The organism is Undibacterium sp. Ren11W (assembly GCF_049340485.1).
In the GTDB taxonomy this organism is placed as follows: domain Bacteria; phylum Pseudomonadota; class Gammaproteobacteria; order Burkholderiales; family Burkholderiaceae_D; genus Undibacterium.
Map to the genome: position 1 here is coordinate 194,941 of NZ_JBMPPB010000002.1, position 18,880 is coordinate 213,820.

Genomic DNA, 18,880 nt, shown 5'->3' on the forward strand with positions numbered 1-18,880 from the left:
ATCAAGCCAGTCCTTCAACACTTAATGAAAGAGGTAAAAAAAATGGCAGCATATGCAATCGGTTCTATCACCGTCCACAATACAGATTGGCAAAAGGAATACGGCGAAAAAATGCCGGCTTTGATTTTGCGCCACCAAGGCAGACTATTGGCCAGATCCGCCCCGCAAAAGCTGGAGGGCGATTTACAAGTAGGCGCGATGATAGTAATGATAGAGTTCCCCACGGCTGAACATGCGCAAGCCTGGTACACAGATCCAGAACACGAGCATCTAAAACAATTGCGTCGCAGTGGCGCAGATTTTGATTTGCTACTGGTAAATGGTATTTGAATGAGGGCAGTGTGAAGGCCGTTGAAGATTTCAAAACACGGTAGCTAACACGTATTATTGATGTTGGTCTTCAAGCCAGTAAGCCGCAATGGGTTTATCTATTGCATCGCATGGCGTCTATGAACGATACCATGCGGTGCAATACGCCTGCGGCTCGTGGCGGCATATTGGCCTGCAGAGCGCATGGAATATGCGTGATGGGTTTTTAAATGAAGACATGCTCAGCTTAAAAAATAATTGATGCTGACCCCTTTGGACCGGACCCCTTTGGACCGCAGTTCAATCATCCCGCGCAAGGCCAGATTACTCGGCGCACTACCTAGCACAGCGATTTTAAACGGCAATTCCGATACAGAGAAATCATGCGCGATTGCAGCGAGTAGGCCGAACGACCTGCGTCGCTGATAAAGGAGAGATACAGATCTGACCCGGGTTTCTCAATTCCTTGGCGCACTTCAAAGCACTCAGTGCAGCCGGATCGCCATGTCGAAGTACCAGCTTCTGCGAATTTCGATAACGTCGAACTCCTTGACCAGCCCCGGCGGGAATGCCGGATAGTTGGCCTGACTATTGACAATGCGCCGTACTGCTTCATCGATGGCCGGCACACCGCTGGAAACAACGAAAGTGATCGATTCCACCGATCCATCGCTTCGAATGGCCACAGTGACCATGGGATCGATGTGGGGCTGCTTTGCTGTTGCAAGAACCGTGTCATTCGCTGTGTTTAGCTGGATCTTCTGGCTCCACGCTTGTGCATACAAGACCAGCTCGGCGTTGGGATTGGTGTAGCCTAACAGCCTGCCGCGACGCGCGCTGCTCGCAGACGGTAACTGGCGCTGTGCGGCTGCCACTTCGCGTTGCCTGGCTTCCTCGTTCAGCTGCCGCCCAATGGCGCGCAGTTTTTCTTGCCGCTGTTCCGCCTCTGCTTGCAAGGCGGCCAACCGTGCGGCTTCAAGCAGGATTGCACCCTGCTGCGCTGCCTCTTGTTTCGCTGCCGTTTGTTTTGCAATTTCCAGGCGTTCAGCCTCGATGCGTGCGGCTTTGGCCCGGTCTGCTTCCAGCCGCGTCGCTGCTTGTTGTGCGGCGGCCTGTCTAGCGCTTTCCTGGCGTGATATTTCCTTGCGTTCAGCTTCTGCCCGTGCGGCCTCGACCTGTGCTGCCTCTTGTTTTGCTGCCGTTTGTTTTGCAATTTCCAGGCGTTCAGCCTCGATGCGTGCGGCTTTGGCCCGGTCTGCTTCCAGCCGCGCCACTGCTTGTTGTGCTGCGGCCTGTCTAGCGCTTTCCTGGCGCGATATTTCCTTGCGTTCAGCCTCCGCCCGCGCGGCCTCGACCTGTGCTACCTCTTGTTTCGCTGCCGTTTGTTTTGCAATTTCCAGGCGTTCAGCCTCGATGCGTGCGGCTTTGGCTCGGTCTGCTTCCAGCCGCGCCACTGCTTGTTGTGCGGCGGCCTGTCTAGCGCTTTCCTGACGTGATATTTCCTTGCGTTCAGCTTCTGCCCGCGCGGTCTCGACCTGTGCTGCCTCTTGTTTTGCGGCTGCCTGGCGCTCCGCTTCGACTCTCATAGCACCCGCACTGGCCACTTCCTGACGGGCGGCCTCCTGTTGCGCTGCAGATTGTGCTGCCTGCTTTGCAAGCTCGTTGCGTTCAGCCTCTAGCCGTGCTGTTTCTGCCCTGGCTGCATCTTGTTGTGTTGCAGCTTGTTTTGCCGCTTGTTTTATCATCTCCTGCCGTCCAGCTTCGAGCAGCTCAGCCTGCGACGCGACCGTCGTGACCGGTGCTGGCACCTCTGGCGCAGGAGGCACGGTCCATGTGGGTTTGTCCGAATTCGCCACGGCGATCAAGTCATCTGTAGCTTTCGGCAAGGCCGCCCTATTTTCATTCGGCGCTTTGACGGGTGTGGGCGAAATCGCAGCTGCAGAACTGGACGATATGATCGTCTTTACCCTAGTCTTTTTCTTAGGTTTGCCTTGCGCTGGACTTGCGGCGGCAACCGCTACCTTCGGGGGCGACTCAACATGCACGAGTGTCAGCATCGTCGGCTTCATATCACCAAGCAGCTCGCCGCCTGCACTCGACAAAGCTTCTGCATGCATGACTGGCTGCGGAACTAGCACAATGTGCAAATCGGGAACTTCGCTGCGTCTATCCTGCCAGGGTAAGCCCAAGCCCGGAACCCCATCACTTTGACCATCGAAGGTCAGACTTAACAACATCGCGTGGATCGTCAAGGAGAGCAGTAGCCCAAACGTCAGACGCCTGCGTTCAGAATATCTCGGCATCAGGTCTTACATTCGAATTAAGCGACATGTTCATTTAAAATCGAAATCCCATTGGTTTGCTGCCTGTTCTTATTTCACCTGAGTCATAAGCCATTTAATAAGCCATAAAAACGGAGTGGAAATTTATGCCACCTAGCTAGAGTATTTCACGTCAAGCTCATTGCCACAAGCATAATTTATCATCCTTACTTCTCACAAGCAGCAGCATCCCATCAGAAAACAAACCGCAAAAAAAGCATCAAAAACACATCACAATCCCAAACAAACCCAAACAAACAAGCTTAGGCGAAACTGTTTGTAATTGAGAATGTGTTTCGGTTTGAAGAACAATTAGCATAAAGAGATATTCAGCATCAATTATTTGCGTCGATGCTGACCCATATTGTTCTTACCTTTTTGTTCGTTGTTACCCAAATCCGTTGATGCTTGGCTAAATTTGGACTATATTAAGGCGCATGCCACCAACAGGAGTAAACACCATGAGCCTAGCCACACAGATAAAGCCAATTTCCTATCTGAAATCTAATGCAGCCGACATTGTGAAGAACTTTGCCAGCAATCCAGAAGCGCTCATCATTACTCAGAATGGTGAAGCCAAGATGGTAGTAATGGACATTCATGAATACGAACGACAACAAGAGACTTTCGCCCTTCTTAAGTTAATTGCGATTGGTAGAAAGGAATTTGAACAAGGCCATTTTCAGGAAGCTGATGCCTTCTTTGCAGAAATGGATAAAGAAGAATGACCCGAAAAGTTATTATTCTTGATGTTGCCAAACCAGACTACAGAGAAATAAAAAGCTATGTGAAGGATCAGTTTGGTGAAACGGTTTGGAATGAAGTCAATCAAGAATTCAAAACGACAATCTCCAACATTGGATCAAATCCAGAAGCAGGAAAAATGATTGGAGAGTTAAATGATTTGGGTGAAGGAAACTTCAGATTGCGATTTGTAAGACAGACCCGAATTGTTTATGAATATGACGACAAGCAGGTTTTGGTTCACATGTTTGTTCACACAAAACGAGACTTCAGAACACACTTAATGAAGCGAATGTTCAATATATAAAAAGGCTCATCGCCCACTCAAAATAGATCATCTGATCGAAAAGCAATCTGACTTACCTGAGCAGAGAAACAGGCCATTCTTTGCTATCCATCAAGCCAACTAAGTGACAGAGCCTGTGTATCCGAATCGAATCAATCAAAGCAAAATCAGAGTAAAAATTCTCGGCATACCAGTGCGTGTGGATGTGATTGAAATCTAAAGGGCATCGCTTAAATTGAATGCGATGCCTAGCCTTATCGGTTTTAAGTTACCAACTTACTGAAATCGACCGCGCAATCCCGATGCGGCTCGTGGCACGATATGGGCCTGCGAGCCGCATGGAATATGCGTGATGGGTTTTGAAATTAAGAGATACTCATCTTAAAAAATAATTGATGCTGACCTCTTTGATCGATACCAATTCGATTAATATTCATTTGGACTTCTCCTCTGTGAACTGACTAGTTTTGTGACTCATCAGTCTGGCACAGTTGATGCCGTAGGGGGAGGAGTCCATTCCATTGCCCTACCTATTGCGGGTTACGGCCTTGCAGGCAGCATGGGATATGCGTGATGGGTTTTGAAAATGGTGGAGTGTTAGAACTGACTCCGGCTGCAGTCCCTTTGATTAAAATTGCCCCCGTCGTCCGCATTCAGTCGAACCGGGCTCTCTCCTCTGCTATTTCCTCACGCTCAATGCTTTTGTCTATTTGTTCAAGCTCTGACTCTATCCACTGAACGACCTCGAAATCGAATCCTCGCGATAACCACTCGCGCAATTTTTCGCGTTTTTTCTTTAGATGAAGGCTGGTTGGGCCTGACCATCCACCTGAGTGGAAAGATGCACTTATACCGCTCTTGACTCCGTCAATATTGACGTATTTTGCAATTAACACGCTTGTCAATTGACCGCCAGCTTCAATATCAAGAGTGCCTGGAACGCAATGTGCAATTAGGCACGCGCGCTTCCCGGGGTCTACGTCAATCCATTCTAATATTGAGACTATTGAAAGCAAGTTAATGGGTGCATTAACAACCTTTTCATCAAAACCAGAGATTCCTCCTTTTAGCCAGTTCAATAAATCTGACCTCCATTTGGGCAGTGTTGCTTCAAAGTGCCGCGCGATCACTTGCCATGCGCCGACGGGATCTACCTTGACCAACTCAATAGAAACGGATTCGACATAGTGGTCATAACTCAATCGGTAGTGGCTATCCATTTCCGTTAACAATGCGTCCAGCAAAGGTTGTGCAAAATGACTGTTCCACTTTATGAGCTTCTCGCAAACATGCTGCCAATCATAGCCACGTGAGTCGTTCCATCCTTGGTCGCTTGGTATGGCGCGGCAAAGAGCGGTGTAGACTGTCATACTGGCAAAGGGTGATGTATCATCGAATTCAATTTCATGAAAAAGTCCGATCAAAATCCCAACAGACGTGGTATTTGCTGCATCGATCAGCAGTTGGATTAAGCGCTCTAACTTAGGTAAAGGGAGTTTTTGCCACATTTTCCCATAACGCAAAGCATAAAATTGACTAGATTCGATCCATTTTTTTTCGAAGGCCACTAGACACCCATCAAACAGCACCTGATCATATTCAGAACGTACCGTCAACGCCGCACCAAGCCAAGCATTGTCAGCATTCGACAACAAGGAAGTGACAGCAGCCTGGAATGCTAATACATCATGTTTTTGTACATAGGAAAAATAACCGTTTAAGCAGCCCCAATGCTTGGAAGTAAGCGCTTGCGTAACTAATTTATCCTGCAAGTACCTTTTTGGGTCATTACTTGCTAACTGCTCTCCAAAGTGCCACAAAGCTGGCGAATTCTTCTGCGGGGAAAGGCATGGCAATAACGATTCAAACAGTTCAATACGCGTAGCGACTCGCTTGGCGAGTGCACTAACCAGAGGCTTAGCGTGGTTGTTGCGCTTTCCTCGTCTTTCACGAATGTCTTCATCCCAAGTCAGGTAGTCAACATCTACGACATATCGCTGAAAACGATTCGTTAAACTCTGCTTTGTATAGGCGCGTCCTATCGAGACAATTTTGTCTGTGATGTCCTTGATTTCTGGTTGGTCATGGTATTCTGGCCAATCCGTAAAAAACTTGTTGAGCTCGCTTGATTCCATGTTTGGATCACGAACCAAGGTGCTAAGCATGTCGAAGGCAAGTTGGGTACAAGGTTTTACTTTTATTTGCTGTTGTATTGCGCTTAACAACGCACTGCAGACCTTGGGTTTTAAGTGATCTGGCCAAAGCGCCGTTTCGTCTACCAATGCCTTGAAATATAAATACTGCGCATCCCACCAATCTCCGTAAGTTTTTGGAATCCATAATTTAGCGCGCGGTTTGAGTCCCTGAAACTCCGGTCCAATGATTCGGTAGCCACGTCCATGTGTATCCAATGCTGCTTCTATGCAATTTAATCCTAACTCGCGTTCCTTATCAGAGGAAGATCGGAGTAGCGGAAGGAGGGCGGGCAATCGTTCGGCTGGGGATGCCTCGGTTACCGCAGCCTCAACCCCTATGCAAAAGAGACCTCGAATAGTGCCAGTAGCATTGTTGCTATTCGTATCCGTCTCATTGACTGCAAGCCTAATGAGTAAGCGCATTGCGCGCACAGTTTGTTGAGGCCAGACTGCAATCTTCTCCAGTGTCCAAACAATACTTTGACGATTCTCCTTAAACGATGCAACTTCTTCATTCGACCACTTCAACATAGTGTTCTCAAGCAGTCTCAGTACCGCGGATGGGTTTGCTTCAGTCAGCGTTGAAAGAAATCGCGCGCCTTTCGACGAAGTCAGCATTGCCCGTTCTGAATAGATGCCGTCTGGTTTGAGAATGTCCTCTATTACGTTCGTGGTTGCCGCATCTCCAGCGTACCTAAACATATTCATAAACCACGTATGAAGAGATTCAGGCATTGTGTTGAAGGTATGTGTGAAATCGAATCCACGGCCATAGTTCTGCCAAAATCGCTTCCACAAGTAGATATGTAACGCTTTAGGTACAAAGAACAATGTTCTAGAACCTTGTAACACCCTTCGTGCGCGCAGACTTTGCGCAATCTCTTGAAACCTGGCCCAACCGACAGTTGGATCTACCACTGCAATTAAATCCGCAATGTAGCGCGCCTCATCGCCGACCGGATCCTCAAATCCAAATCGATTGAACAAGGCCATATGCTGCGTAACACAGTCAATTTGCCGAGCATGTTGTTCGTTACGCTTACCATAACCGTGCAGAAATCGATCCCAAATCGGGACTGTCGCAGGTGGGCGTAGTAAGTCGGCAGGATTCGCGCGCAAATTGTCAGCAACCGCTTGTGCCACCCTAGGGGAACCTTCGCATATTTCTACCCAACGATCCAACTCGCGCGAATCTCCCAGCCGACTTATCAATATCTTCTTGATTGTTTCGGCGGGCAGAGGCGGAGCGTAGATCCTCTGTATTTCGGCATCCTGTGTTTCATCGCGACCGTGATCCAACGAAACAATCTTCAAAGCCCCGCATCTTGATTTTAAATGCCGCCAAATTTCGGCCATTTCCTGCTCTGGTAATTCGTCAATTGCAAGAATGAGCGGTTTGTCGTACGGGGTTTTCAATAGCTGGCGGAATAGTTTTGTTTGACCAAACTTGGAACCATGCTCTACGTACAAAACAAACGGAGCGAGATTCACATCACGCAATGCCTCAAGCACAAGACGAGTTTTCCCGAGGCCTGGTTCACCCAGCACACGAACATGTTTAGCGATCCCAAACAAGCCCTGGCGAATTTGATCGATCAAATCGCTTTGATCTTTGGACATTTCGAATGAATTCGACATGTGGTCGTCGCGCACCCACTCATCGAAAACAAGCGCTTCTTGAATGGGATCGGTTGTTACCAGAGACGCCACACCAGGGTAACGCTCAATGAATTCAGCCAATTGACTGGCGCCAAAGACATCAATCAATGTGTCGTATGCAGGGAAACCAGAGTTTGCGAGGACCAGCGCAATTTGACCCCTGGCCTCATTTCGCTGTTTGGGCGTAAGGTCGTGGCCAGTGCAAATCAACGTGTAGCGCCCGCCGCGCTGCACCAGGCGTTGAACTTCGCTGTAAAGCGCGCCTTTGCTATCCAGAAGCTCGGCTCGAATAGCGCTTGCCGTCCATGGCTTAAAACTGGTTCCTGACTTGATCTGAAAGCCCGTTAGACTAGCTTGGAAGAGACAGTCTGTCGGAACAGTCAGACTTAATGTGGCATCTATTTCCGCGTCGATGCCGCCATCAGCAACCGTGAGACGACTTGAAACCGTTAATGCTGTCGGCCCCAGTTGGCTATAACGACACTCCGCTCGCAGGGTGTCCCGAATCACCGTCACGGCTGCTTCTGCGGTTAACGACGTAATAGATGGTATTGGAACATTGATTAAACCGTTCATTGATTTCCGCTCTTATTGATTTTTGCATTTCGGCAGTGCATATTATCGACTACGATGTGTCGCGTTCAACTAAATGGATCAACTAACGCGGGGGTCTAACATTCCAAAAATTCACCCCAAAACCACCACATACCCAATCTCAATCTCAGCATGAAATGACCCAGGTAACCGCGCCCAGTCGACTACCTGCACCAGGATAGGAATATCGCTTTCTACCAGCGCTTCTTGCAGGTCAAGAATGCCGTCACTGGCCTGGCTTAAATCAGATGGATTACGCACTACCAGATCGAGATCGCTGGCTTCGTAATAGTCGTCGGTGATGCGGTTGCCGTAGGCCCAGACTTCTGCTTGCGGCAGGTGCTGACGCAATAGCGCTAGCAGTATTTGCCGATAGCGGGCGGGCAGGTGCAGGGCGCTGGGATCAAGCTTGGGCATGGTCGCTGTCTTTGCCTAGTTTGGCTTCCAGTTGCTGTGCCAGTCTGCTGATGTCCGTGATAAAGCCGGGTAATAAAATAAGGGTTTGTTTGGCGAAGCCTTCGCCATAGCCATGGGCGGTGTTGTTGCGGTTGTCGCGATAGCTAAACCAGTGCTCTACTTCTGCCACGCTCATCAGACTGTGGCTGGCGGCCAGGCGTAACACGTCTTTGATCGGGGTTTCGTTGAGTTTTTTGCTGCTGTGGCCGTATTCTTTGAGCGCCTTGCGCAGCAGTTTGAAGGCGGCCTCCTGGCTCAGCTCATAGCCTTTGACGATCGCATTGCGAAACACTTCCTGATCGATGCTGCCAGCTTCGGCAGCCTGGTATAGGCGCAGCGAGGATTGCAGCGTTTGTATGCAGCGTTGCAAGTGATCGGTGTTAAGGTAAATCATGGTGGCTCACCCAGTACAAGAGACAGAAAACAATCTTAAAGCAGTGCCGGCCTGTCGCGCAATACCCATGCGGCTCGTGGCACGATATTGGCCTGCAGACCGCATGGAATATGCGTGATGGGTTTTGAAAACCTTGAAATGTTAGAACTGCCCCCATCGTGTGCTGTACCCCTACCGATTGTAATTTGCCTGACAGCAGTAGTGCATCGACCGTGCGTCGAATGCGCGATCGGGCGCAAAGTAAAGTGTCAGCTCTGGTTTCCTAAAGGTCTTAAATGGCCTTTTCATCAAATACCCATCAAACAAATTCGGAGCCGCTAAGCATTTGATATTTAAAGGATTTATATACTTTCCTTTATGAATCAGATGAGTTTATCAAATACCCGTCAAACAAATTAAGTTCTTTTTGCCAAACGCTATTAACTTTTATGTGCCCAGATCGGATGCTGCGCCCACTGAGCTGGTATTCCCATCGCCGCCCGCCATTGGCGATTTTCTGCAAACGGCGCTAACAATAGAGTTACTTGTTTTGCCCAATCTTGGCCATTGCCCGTTGCACTTAACAGATGGCGCAACATTAATAGGACATAAAATATTCTGTCATTGCGCGGCGTGACTGGCGGGAGCCATTCAGTCTCTTTCGCTTTGTCCGGACGAATCGCAAGCTCACGATTCCATAATCGACTATGGTGTGCGCAGACATTGCGCACGTAAGTCAAAGTGTGTAACCAGTCAGCCAAACGCTTGGGATGCAAGTTGAAATATGTCGCAATAGGCCTTTTATCGTCGGCTTGCAAGCCTTGATAAAAATAAGATAAATTTCCCAAGCTCAATATCTCAGTCAACATCCACAATGGAATTGTCGGAAAGCCGTTGTACTCTCTTTGATAGTGTTGAATAAACTCATCACTCGATCGTTTTGTTTCTTGTTCGACTTTCGCAAGCCAGCTTGCGTGATCAAATTTTGGATGAAAGATAGCCGCATTTGTGTGAGCGAACGCGCCATGCGTGTGCGCAAGATGATAGGTTAGCTGAGTACGAATGGCCACTTCTACTCGTTCTATTGCGTCTAATATTAATAGTCGTAGATGCCGGTCAAATTCGTAAAATTTGACGATTTCTTCCCAAGTTGTTCCAGCAATAATATCGTCTGAAATCAATCCATTGTGATCTCGTTGGCGAAAAGGATAGCAATATCCAGAGAATCGGTAATAGCTGACGCAAGCAAGTATTTTAGCTGCGCCAATACGATCAGAAACGATGAGGCCTCTTGTTTCTAATTTATCGACCTGTAGTTCAAACGATAACGCTGGTTTAGTGTAATTCTTCATGTACTTTTCAAAAAGACATAAAAAAACCGCCAAGGTTGCGCATTGTTAAGAGGCGTGGCGGTTGTGTTGAACGAATTATAGTCGATATGAGATTAAGTATCAATATTCCCAGCACGCAAAGCATTCGATTCTATGAATGCTCTACGCGGTTCTACATCGTCGCCCATCAGCGTAGTGAAGATCTGATCGGCGGCGATGGCGTCGTCGATTTGTACCTTCAACAAGCGGCGTACCGTTGGGTCCATCGTGGTTTCCCACAGCTGGCTAGGGTTCATCTCGCCCAATCCTTTGTAGCGCTGCTTGCTGACGCCGCGTTCGGCTTCGTCGCGCAGCCACAGCATGGCGTGGTGGAAGTCGGCTACGGCGCTTTCTTTGGCGCGCTCACCTTCGCCACGGCGGATGAAGGCGCCTTCGCCTAACAGGCCTTTAAAGGTCAGGGCGGCGTTGGCCAGTACGCGGTAGTCGGCGCTCTCGCTAAAGTCGTAGTCGATGCTGCTTACTTTGACGTTACCGTGGAACATGCGTTCTATGCGCAGGCTGAAGGTGCCGGTGACGTCATCGGTGCGCACGATGGCTTTTACTGCCGTGTCGTTGATGGTGGCTGTCAGTGCCTGGGCCGAGATCGCGGCGTTCTCTGCCGTATCTAGTTGCAGCGTCACGCCGGTCATGATGGCGGTGAGGGCGGCGCGGTCGATCACGCGGGTGAGGCGCATCATGACGGCGTTGGCCAGATTGTATTGGCGTACCAATTCTGCCAGCGGCTCGCCGGTGATCGGTTCTGCGCCTGTGCTTGGGGTTAGTGCTGCGCCGGTTAAGGCGACGGTCATCATGTAGCTGGCTTCTTCGGCATCATCTTTGAGGTAGCGCTCGTCGCGGCCAGCCTTGACTTTATACAGTGGCGGTTGGGCGATGTAGATGTGGCCGCGCTCTACCAGTTGCGGCATCTGGCGGTAGAACAAGGTCAGCAGCAGGGTACGGATGTGGGCACCATCGACGTCGGCATCGGTCATGATGATGATGCGGTGGTAGCGCAGTTTTTCGACGTTAAATTCGTCCGGGCCGATAGAGGTGCCAAGCGTGGCGATCAGAGTGGTGATCTGTTCGCTCGATAACATTTTTTCGAAACGGGCTTTTTCTACGTTCAGCACTTTACCGCGCAGTGGCAGAATCGCCTGGAACTTACGGTCACGCCCTTGCTTGGCTGATCCACCCGCAGAATCACCCTCGACGATATACAGTTCGCACAGGGCTGGGTCTTTTTCCTGGCAATCGGCCAGTTTGGCAGACAGACCTAAACCGTCCATGATGCCTTTGCGGCGTGTCAGTTCGCGCGCTTTGCGGGCGGCTTCACGGGCACGGGATGCTTCGACGATTTTGCCGCAGATGATCTTGGCGTCGTTCGGGCGTTCTTGCAAATAATCGGACAGGGTCTTGGCGACGATCTCTTCTACCGGGCCGCGCACTTCGCTAGATACCAGTTTATCTTTAGTTTGCGAACTAAATTTTGGCTCTGGTACTTTGACGGACAATACGCAGGTCAGACCTTCGCGCATATCGTCGCCGGTGACTTCTACTTTGGCTTTTTTGGCGTAGTCGTGTTCTTCGATGTACTTGTTGATGACGCGTGTCATCGCTGCGCGCAGGCCGGTGAGATGGCTACCGCCGTCGCGTTGCGGGATGTTATTCGTGAAACACAGTACTTGTTCGTTGTAGGCGTCGTTCCATTGCATGGATACGTCGACGCTGATGTTGGTGCCCTGGTCGGACATGCGCTCGCCAGTTGCCTGGAAAATCGTCGGATGCAAGACGCTCTTGGTTTTGTTGATGTATTCAACAAAACCACGGGTGCCGCCTTCGAACGCGAACATTTCTTCTTTGCCGGTGCGATGGTCGCTGAGTTTGATGCGTACGCCGTTGTTCAGGAAAGACAGTTCGCGGATACGCTTGGCCAGGATTTCGTAATGGAATTCTACGTGCGTGAAGATTTCTTCATCAGCCCAGAAATGCACTTCGGTACCGCGCTTATCGGTGTCGCCTATCACTTTGATCGGTGAGCAGACTACGCCGTTGATGGTTTCTATCTCGCGGTTTTGCGGTACACCACGGACAAAATCCATGGCGTATTTTTTGCCGTCGCGGCGGATGGTGAGCTTGAGCAGTTTCGACAAGCCGTTCACGCAAGAGACGCCGACGCCGTGCAGACCGCCCGATACTTTGTAGGAGTTTTGATCGAACTTACCACCGGCGTGCAGCTCGGTCATGACGATTTCGGCCGCACTACGCTTAGGCTCGTGCTTGTCATCAAACTTGATGCCGGTAGGAATACCGCGGCCGTTATCGGTAATCGAGATCGAGTTATCGCTGTGGATAGTGACGTTGATCTCGGTACAGTGGCCAGCTAAGGATTCATCGATGGAGTTATCCAGCACTTCAAATACCAGATGATGCAGACCGGTGCCGTCCGACGTATCACCGATATACATGCCGGGGCGCTTACGCACGGCTTCCAGGCCTTCCAGAATCTGGATGGAGGATGCGCCATAACCAGCCGATGTGGCGGATTCTGTTGCTGGAGTATTGTCTTGGGTGTTCTCGGACATGGCTACCTTCTGAATTAATGTGTTACTGGGTCTAACTGGTTCTTGGGTTTTAGCTTGCAGCCCCCTCTCCCGCGTGCGGGAGAGGGTAGGGGTGAGGGTGGCTGATAGACTGCATTATTTAAAAAATCCGAAACGGAATTCTTGTGGAAATCGGCTTGCGGATTTTTCGGGTGTCCGGTCTTCTCCACCGCCCTCACCCCTGCCCCTCTCCCGCAAGCGTGAGAGGGGTTCTCAGTACTAGATCCGCATTGGCATCACGACGTATTTGAAGTCGGTGTTTTCTGGGATGGTCAGCAAAGCCGATGAGTTGGAATCGCCAAGGGCGATGTTAATCTGATCGACCTTGAGATTGTTCAATACATCGAGCAAGTAGGTGACGTTAAAGCCGATATCGACGCTGTCTCCTCCGTAATCGATTTCTATCTCTTCGACCGCTTCTTCCTGATCGGCATTGGTAGACAAGATTTGCATCAGACCCGGGGTGATCACACAACGCACGCCTTTGAACTTATCGCTAGTCATGATGGCAACGCGTTGCAGTGAGCGCAGCAATTGTTCGCGACCGAGCGTGAAGTTGTTCTTGTAGCCTTTAGGGATGACGCGGTTAAAGTCAGGGAACTTGCCTTCGACCAGCTTAGAGATTAACTCGATATCGGCAAAAGTCAGTTTGACCTGATTGTTGGCGATGTCTAGTTGTACCAGCTCGTCTTTGTCTTCTAGCAGGCGCTGCAATTCGATAATGGTCTTGCGCGGGATGATGACTTCTTGACGCGCAAACTCTTGCTCGACTTCTACCTGGCAATATGCCAGACGGTGACCATCGGTGGCAACCGCAATCACGTTCTTACCATCGACGACTAATAACAGACCATTAAGGTAGTAACGGATGTCTTGCTGCGCCATCGAGAAATGCACCATGTTGAACAGGTGCTTGAGCGCTTTTTGCGGCAGGCTAACGCTGGCGTTGTAAGTCTCGGCTTGCGCCACGGTAGGGAACTCTTCAGCTGCCAGGGTTTGCAAAGAAAAACGCGATTTGCCCGACTGCACGGTCATTTTCTTGTTTTCTAGCTTAATGGAGACGTCATTATCATCCGGCAAAGCGCGCAAAATATCGAGCAATTTACGGGCTGCAACGGTGGTCGCCGTAACTTCGCCGCCCGAACCGATTTCGGCATGCGTGGTGATCTGAACTTCGATGTCGGTAGACAGAAAGGAGACCTTTTCACCATCTTTGCGTATGAGGATATTGGCCAGAATCGGCAAAGTGTGCCGACGCTCGACAATACCACTCACGATTTGCAAAGGTCGGAGTAAAGTATCTCGGTGGGTTTTTACCAATTGCATTTGTATATCCTCGCTTAATTTGTGGTTGATAAAGGATGGTTCATTACTTGATTACTTGTATTGCCGAGCTTATTTCTAACGGCAAGCAGGCTGATCTCTGCTTGCGATTTCCTCAAACTTAGCCCTTCAGGGTCTGCTCTAAAACGTGCAGCTCATGATTGCATTCCGGGCTTTTACCGCGATCTGCTGTGATCTTGCGTACCGCATGCAAGACGGTGGTGTGATCGCGCCCACCGAACAATTCGCCGATCTCTGGCAAACTTTTTTGCGTGAGTTCTTTGGCCAGATACATGGCGATCTGACGCGGCCTGGCGATATTCGCCGGACGACGTTTGGAGTACATATCCGCCACTTTGATGTGGAAGAAATCGGCTACCGTTTTTTGTATATTTTCTACCGAAATCTGGCGGTTTTGTACCGACAGTAGATCTTTCAGCGCTTCTTTGGTGACGTCGATCGTAATCTCTTTACCGTGGAAGCGGGAGTAAGCCAAAATCTTGCGCAAAGCGCCTTCGAGCTCGCGCACGTTGGAGCGCAAATGCTTGGCCACAAAAAAGGCCACGTCATCAGAAAAATGCACGCCTTCGCTGGTGGCTTTTTTGAGCAAAATAGCGACCCGCATTTCGAGCTCTGGCGGTTCGATGGCGACCGTCAGGCCAGAATCAAAACGCGAGATCAAGCGGTCATCCATGCCAGTGATTTCTTTTGGATAGGTATCACTGGTGATGATGATTTGTTTCTTGGCGGCGATTAAGGCTTCGAACGCGTAGAAGAATTCTTCTTGGGTGCGGCTCTTGCCGCCAAAGAATTGAATATCATCGATCAGTAATAAATCTAGCGAATGGTAGTAACGTTTGAATTCGTCAAAACCCTTGCGCTGGTAAGCGGTAACGACGTCGCGCACGTACTGCTCGGCGTGGATGTAGCGAATCTTGGCGTTCGGGTTATCTACCAGAATCTGGTTGCCGATAGCGTGGATCAAATGCGTTTTACCCAGACCGACGCCGCCATATAAGAACAGCGGGTTGTACGAGACACCAGGATTATTTGCTACCTGTATCGCAGCGGCACGTGCCAGTTGATTGGCCTTACCAGTAACGAAGCTATCGAAGGTCAGATCCGAGTTGATACGGCTTTGCTCGCGACGTGGCGACGGCTGCGGTGTTGGCTCTGGGTATTGCGGCATCTCGGCGTGGCTAGGCCGGTCGCCTTCATGACTGTGTTGCTGCGCGATACTGGCCGCACTAGGCATGCTGCTAGACGTCGGCACGCTAGGCACAGGTTTTTTATTAATGCGCGGGTCGATAATAAACTGCACTTCTATCGTGTCGTCCCAATACTGCACGGCTAATTCTGTGATGCGGCTGGCGAATTGCGTCTTTACCCAATCTAACTTAAAGCGATTCGGCGCGCCAATACGCAACCTACCGTCTTCGTAATCGACGGGGGCTAAAGGCTTGATCCAAGCGCTGTATTGTTGCGGCGTGAGCTCCTGCTCTAGTTGAGAAGAACAGGCTTGCCAAAAATTATCCATGAATACTCGTTATAAAATGCTTGCGTATGAACAGAAAATTTCGTTCGTCTTACTTTTTGGACTTGCCAGTATGTTGCTAAATACCGTAGAAGTATCAATCCGGCACAATTGCAAAAAGAACAAAATAAAGCTGACACACTAATCCGCTATTCTACCCTTGCCAGCCAGAGTTATCCACAGCTTGGAGGGAAATTTCTTAATTATTAAAAGCGCAAGCCTGATTAAATTTGCGTCAAATGGATTGACATGGAATGCCAAACTAGTGAATAATTATGGGTTCCCTACCCCTATTTTAATGGATGTTGCATTTGTTGCTTGTAATGAAACAACTAATGAAGCAGTCATGAGCAGCGGTTTTGGGGCAGTAATGGTGTGAATAGAGTGTGAGAAAGTGTAAATTAAGTGTAAGTTTTATCAACGCGCTTCACGCTATTACCCGTAATTCCGATTTATTATTTGCTTAAAATAGCGAGATCAACATGAAACGTACTTATCAACCTTCCGTAGTTCGCCGTAAGCGCACTCACGGTTTCCGCGCACGTATGGCAACCCGCGGCGGCCGCGCTGTTCTGAATGCACGTCGCGCCAAAGGCCGTAAACGCCTGGCAGCTTGATCTGTTCTGGCTATTGGCCGCAGCAGCTTAGGCTGATGTGGCGATAGCTAGATTATTGAGATGATCAATGCAATCGACATGACCAACGCCAGCGGAGATTTTGCGCGCGTTAGGCGTATCGTTAAAACGGATGAGTTTTCATCCGTTTTTCGTTTGCGCCCCGTACAAAGAACGGCACATTTCGTTTTGTATGCCCGCCCGACTGCGTTGGAGCACGCTCGTTTAGGTGTGGTCGCGGCAAAGCGATTTGCCCCGCGTGCGGCGACGCGCAATGCAATCAAACGCGTGACACGCGAAGTGTTTCGGCAGTCGACATTAATAAATGTCGACTGTATTGTGCGTTTGTCTAAGCCGGTCAATACTAAGGCAGGACCAGCCACTACCGCCCAACTTAAACGCGAGTTGAGGGTGGAGATCGTGCGTTTGTTTGCGTCACAAAAAATTCCGGCCGAACCTGCGTCATGAAATCCTTGCTGCTACTGTTACTGCGCGGATATAAACTAATGATCAGCCCTATGTTGGGGCAGCGCTGCCGTTTTTATCCTAGCTGTTCCGAGTATGCTGCAGAAGCGATCCGTGAATACGGTGCTTGCCAAGGTAGTCTGCTGGCAGGAAAACGCCTTTGTAAATGTCATCCGTGGCATCCTGGCGGCGTGGATAATGTTCCACCCAAGGCTGAAAAATTAACATCTGCCCCCACATCTGTTGCGGGTCATTCTTCTAAACTCTCCTAATCTTCGTCAAATACACAAATGGATATCAAACGTACCGTCCTGTGGGTTGTTTTTTCGATGTCGCTGTTGATCCTCTGGGACAACTGGATGCGCCATAGCGGCAAGCAATCTATGTTTTTCCCTGCGCCGACTGCGCAACAGAGCAAGAATACTGCGGCGTCTGCCAGCGCAACTACCAATCCACCCAAGGCTTTGGCTGACGCCACTGCTGCCAGTGTCGGTGCAATTGCAGCCGATACACCGGCAATCAAGAGTGAAATCATTACCATCACGACTGATCTGATTAAGGCCGATATTGATACCATCGGGGGCGAAGTAAAGCGCTTAGAGTTGCTTAAGCATAAAGATAGCCATGATCACAGCAAAAACGTGGTGTTGTTCACGCAAGATGCGAAACGTACCTACTTGGCACAGACAGGTTTGCTAGGCGGTAATTTTCCTAACCATAAATCCGGTTTTATTGCTAAGCCAGGCGTGCGTGTCTTGGGCGATGGTAACCATGTCCAATTGGTATTAGAGTCTGAGCAGGCTGGCGTTAAACTGAGCAAAACTTTTACCTTCAAAAAAGGTGACTACGTTATCGACGTCAAGCATGAAGTGAGCAATAACACTGCGGCTGCGATTACTCCTTCTCTGTATTTGCAGTTGTTACATGACGGTACTAAGCCTGAAAGCGGCGGCATGTTCTCAGGTAGCGGTGATTTTTTTGCGCCTGCTGTGTACACCGATGCTGACAAGTTTCAAAAACTTGATTTCGAAAAAATTGGTAAGCAAGAAACTGAAAAACTTGGCTCTAGCAATAGCAACCATGCGACTAAGGCTGATAACGGTTGGGTTTCTGTGATTGAACATTTCTTCGTCTCTGCATTTATTCCACAAGATAAAACACAGCGTGAAATTTTCACTAAAAAAGTCGATACCAATCTGTACGCGGTGGGCAGTATCTTGCCTATGGGGACGATCGCTCCAGGCGCAACATTGGCAATGGACGCACGTTTGTATTCCGGCCCACAAGAATCGGCATTATTGGAAAAAGTCACGCCAGGATTAGAACTGGTGAAGGACTATGGCGTGTTGACCTTAGTTGCAAAGCCCCTGTTCTGGTTGATGGAATTAATCCACAAATTATTGGGTAACTGGGGTTGGACTATCGTGATCTTCACCATCTCTATCAAGCTTGCTTTGTTTCCACTGTCGGCTGCCGGTTATCGCAGTATGGCGAAGATGAAAGTGGTCACACCAAAAATGACAGCGGTGCGCGAGCAATACAAAAACGATCCGCAAAAAATGAATCAGGCCATGATGGAGTTGTACAAGAAAGAAAAGATCAATCCGCTCGGAGGTTGCTTGCCTATCTTGATCCAGATGCCGGTGTTCTTGTCTTTGTACTGGGTCTTGCAAGCCAGCGTAGAAATGCGCGGCGCGCCTTGGGTGGGCTGGATTACTGATCTGACCGCTCCAGATCCTTGGTACATTTTGCCAGTGATTTATGCGATCTCTATGTACATCACGACTAAACTCAATCCTGCACCTGCTGATCCTATGCAAGCGAAGATGATGTTGTTTATGCCTTTGGCGTTCTCAGTAATGTTCTTCTTCTTCCCATCAGGCCTGGTACTGTACTGGGTAGTCAATAATGTGTTGTCGATAGCTCAGCAATGGGTGATCAATAATAAGTTGATCCCGGCTGAACACAAGTCTTGATCTACGCATTTAACTAGAAAAAAGCCCATGCGTGCATGGGCTTTTTTTATGGCGAAGGGCT

Annotated in this window: 16 protein-coding genes; 8 read left to right on the forward strand and 8 right to left on the reverse strand. The window is 49.4% G+C overall.

Annotated elements, in window-relative coordinates:
* Positions 1-42: 42 nt before the first annotated feature.
* Positions 43-330 carry a DUF1330 domain-containing protein gene (locus tag ACO0K8_RS07495; protein ID WP_422946029.1) on the forward strand — a complete coding sequence of 96 codons (288 nt, stop codon included), beginning with the start codon at positions 43-45 and terminating at the stop codon, positions 328-330.
* 88 nt (positions 331-418) lie between these two features.
* Complete coding sequence (locus ACO0K8_RS07500; protein WP_422946030.1) at positions 419-571, forward strand: hypothetical protein; 153 nt, start codon at positions 419-421, stop codon at positions 569-571.
* 223 nt (positions 572-794) lie between these two features.
* Here ACO0K8_RS07500 and ACO0K8_RS07505 read toward each other — a convergent pair whose 3' ends face one another.
* Positions 795-2,612, reverse strand: coding sequence for a TonB C-terminal domain-containing protein (locus ACO0K8_RS07505; RefSeq protein ID WP_422946031.1), 1,818 nt, complete (start codon positions 2,610-2,612; stop codon positions 795-797).
* 479 nt (positions 2,613-3,091) lie between these two features.
* Here ACO0K8_RS07505 and ACO0K8_RS07510 point away from each other — a divergent pair, with 479 nt between their 5' ends.
* Entirely contained in the window at positions 3,092-3,358 is a 267-nt protein-coding gene (locus ACO0K8_RS07510; RefSeq protein WP_422946032.1) for a type II toxin-antitoxin system Phd/YefM family antitoxin, read from the forward strand.
* Complete coding sequence (locus ACO0K8_RS07515) at positions 3,355-3,681, forward strand: type II toxin-antitoxin system RelE/ParE family toxin (protein ID WP_422946033.1); 327 nt, start codon at positions 3,355-3,357, stop codon at positions 3,679-3,681. Before ACO0K8_RS07510 ends, ACO0K8_RS07515 begins: the two co-directional genes overlap by 4 nt.
* 632 nt (positions 3,682-4,313) lie before the next feature.
* Here ACO0K8_RS07515 and ACO0K8_RS07520 read toward each other — a convergent pair.
* The 7 genes from ACO0K8_RS07520 to dnaA all read right to left on the reverse strand — a co-directional run bounded on the left by ACO0K8_RS07520 (position 4,314) and on the right by dnaA (position 15,767).
* Positions 4,314-8,090 (reverse strand): hypothetical protein, encoded by a 3,777-nt coding sequence (locus ACO0K8_RS07520; RefSeq protein WP_422946034.1) that lies wholly within the window; start codon positions 8,088-8,090, stop codon positions 4,314-4,316.
* A 111-nt stretch (positions 8,091-8,201) separates the two neighbouring features.
* Positions 8,202-8,525 carry a nucleotidyltransferase domain-containing protein gene (locus ACO0K8_RS07525; protein ID WP_422946035.1) on the reverse strand — a complete coding sequence of 108 codons (324 nt, stop codon included), beginning with the start codon at positions 8,523-8,525 and terminating at the stop codon, positions 8,202-8,204.
* Complete coding sequence (locus ACO0K8_RS07530; RefSeq protein WP_422946036.1) at positions 8,512-8,958, reverse strand: nucleotidyltransferase substrate binding protein; 447 nt, start codon at positions 8,956-8,958, stop codon at positions 8,512-8,514. Before ACO0K8_RS07530 ends, ACO0K8_RS07525 begins: the two co-directional genes overlap by 14 nt.
* 419 nt (positions 8,959-9,377) lie before the next feature.
* Positions 9,378-10,289, reverse strand: a complete 912-nt coding sequence (locus ACO0K8_RS07535) for an Abi family protein (RefSeq protein WP_422946037.1) — start codon at positions 10,287-10,289, stop codon at positions 9,378-9,380.
* Between the two features lie 92 nt (positions 10,290-10,381).
* Positions 10,382-12,889, reverse strand: coding sequence for a DNA topoisomerase (ATP-hydrolyzing) subunit B (gene gyrB / locus ACO0K8_RS07540; RefSeq protein WP_422946038.1), 2,508 nt, complete (start codon positions 12,887-12,889; stop codon positions 10,382-10,384).
* Positions 12,890-13,126: 237 nt separating this feature from the next.
* Positions 13,127-14,233: a DNA polymerase III subunit beta gene (dnaN, locus tag ACO0K8_RS07545; protein WP_295747809.1), complete on the reverse strand. Its 1,107-nt coding sequence runs from the start codon at positions 14,231-14,233 to the stop codon at positions 13,127-13,129.
* A 118-nt stretch (positions 14,234-14,351) separates the two neighbouring features.
* Positions 14,352-15,767: a chromosomal replication initiator protein DnaA gene (dnaA, locus tag ACO0K8_RS07550; protein ID WP_422946039.1), complete on the reverse strand. Its 1,416-nt coding sequence runs from the start codon at positions 15,765-15,767 to the stop codon at positions 14,352-14,354.
* A 479-nt stretch (positions 15,768-16,246) separates the two neighbouring features.
* On the opposite strand from dnaA, the gene rpmH reads away from it, so the two are divergent.
* Genes rpmH through yidC form a run of 4 tightly spaced genes read left to right on the forward strand, consistent with a single transcriptional unit; the run spans position 16,247 to position 18,819 of the window.
* Entirely contained in the window at positions 16,247-16,381 is a 135-nt protein-coding gene (gene rpmH, locus ACO0K8_RS07555) for a 50S ribosomal protein L34 (protein ID WP_061535510.1), read from the forward strand.
* A 60-nt stretch (positions 16,382-16,441) separates the two neighbouring features.
* Positions 16,442-16,846: a ribonuclease P protein component gene (locus tag ACO0K8_RS07560; protein WP_422946040.1), complete on the forward strand. Its 405-nt coding sequence runs from the start codon at positions 16,442-16,444 to the stop codon at positions 16,844-16,846.
* Positions 16,843-17,115, forward strand: coding sequence for a membrane protein insertion efficiency factor YidD (gene yidD / locus ACO0K8_RS07565; RefSeq protein ID WP_422946041.1), 273 nt, complete (start codon positions 16,843-16,845; stop codon positions 17,113-17,115). Before ACO0K8_RS07560 ends, yidD begins: the two co-directional genes overlap by 4 nt.
* Before the next feature lie 18 nt (positions 17,116-17,133).
* Positions 17,134-18,819: a membrane protein insertase YidC gene (gene yidC / locus ACO0K8_RS07570; RefSeq protein WP_422946042.1), complete on the forward strand. Its 1,686-nt coding sequence runs from the start codon at positions 17,134-17,136 to the stop codon at positions 18,817-18,819.
* The last annotated feature ends 61 nt before the right edge of the window (positions 18,820-18,880 follow it).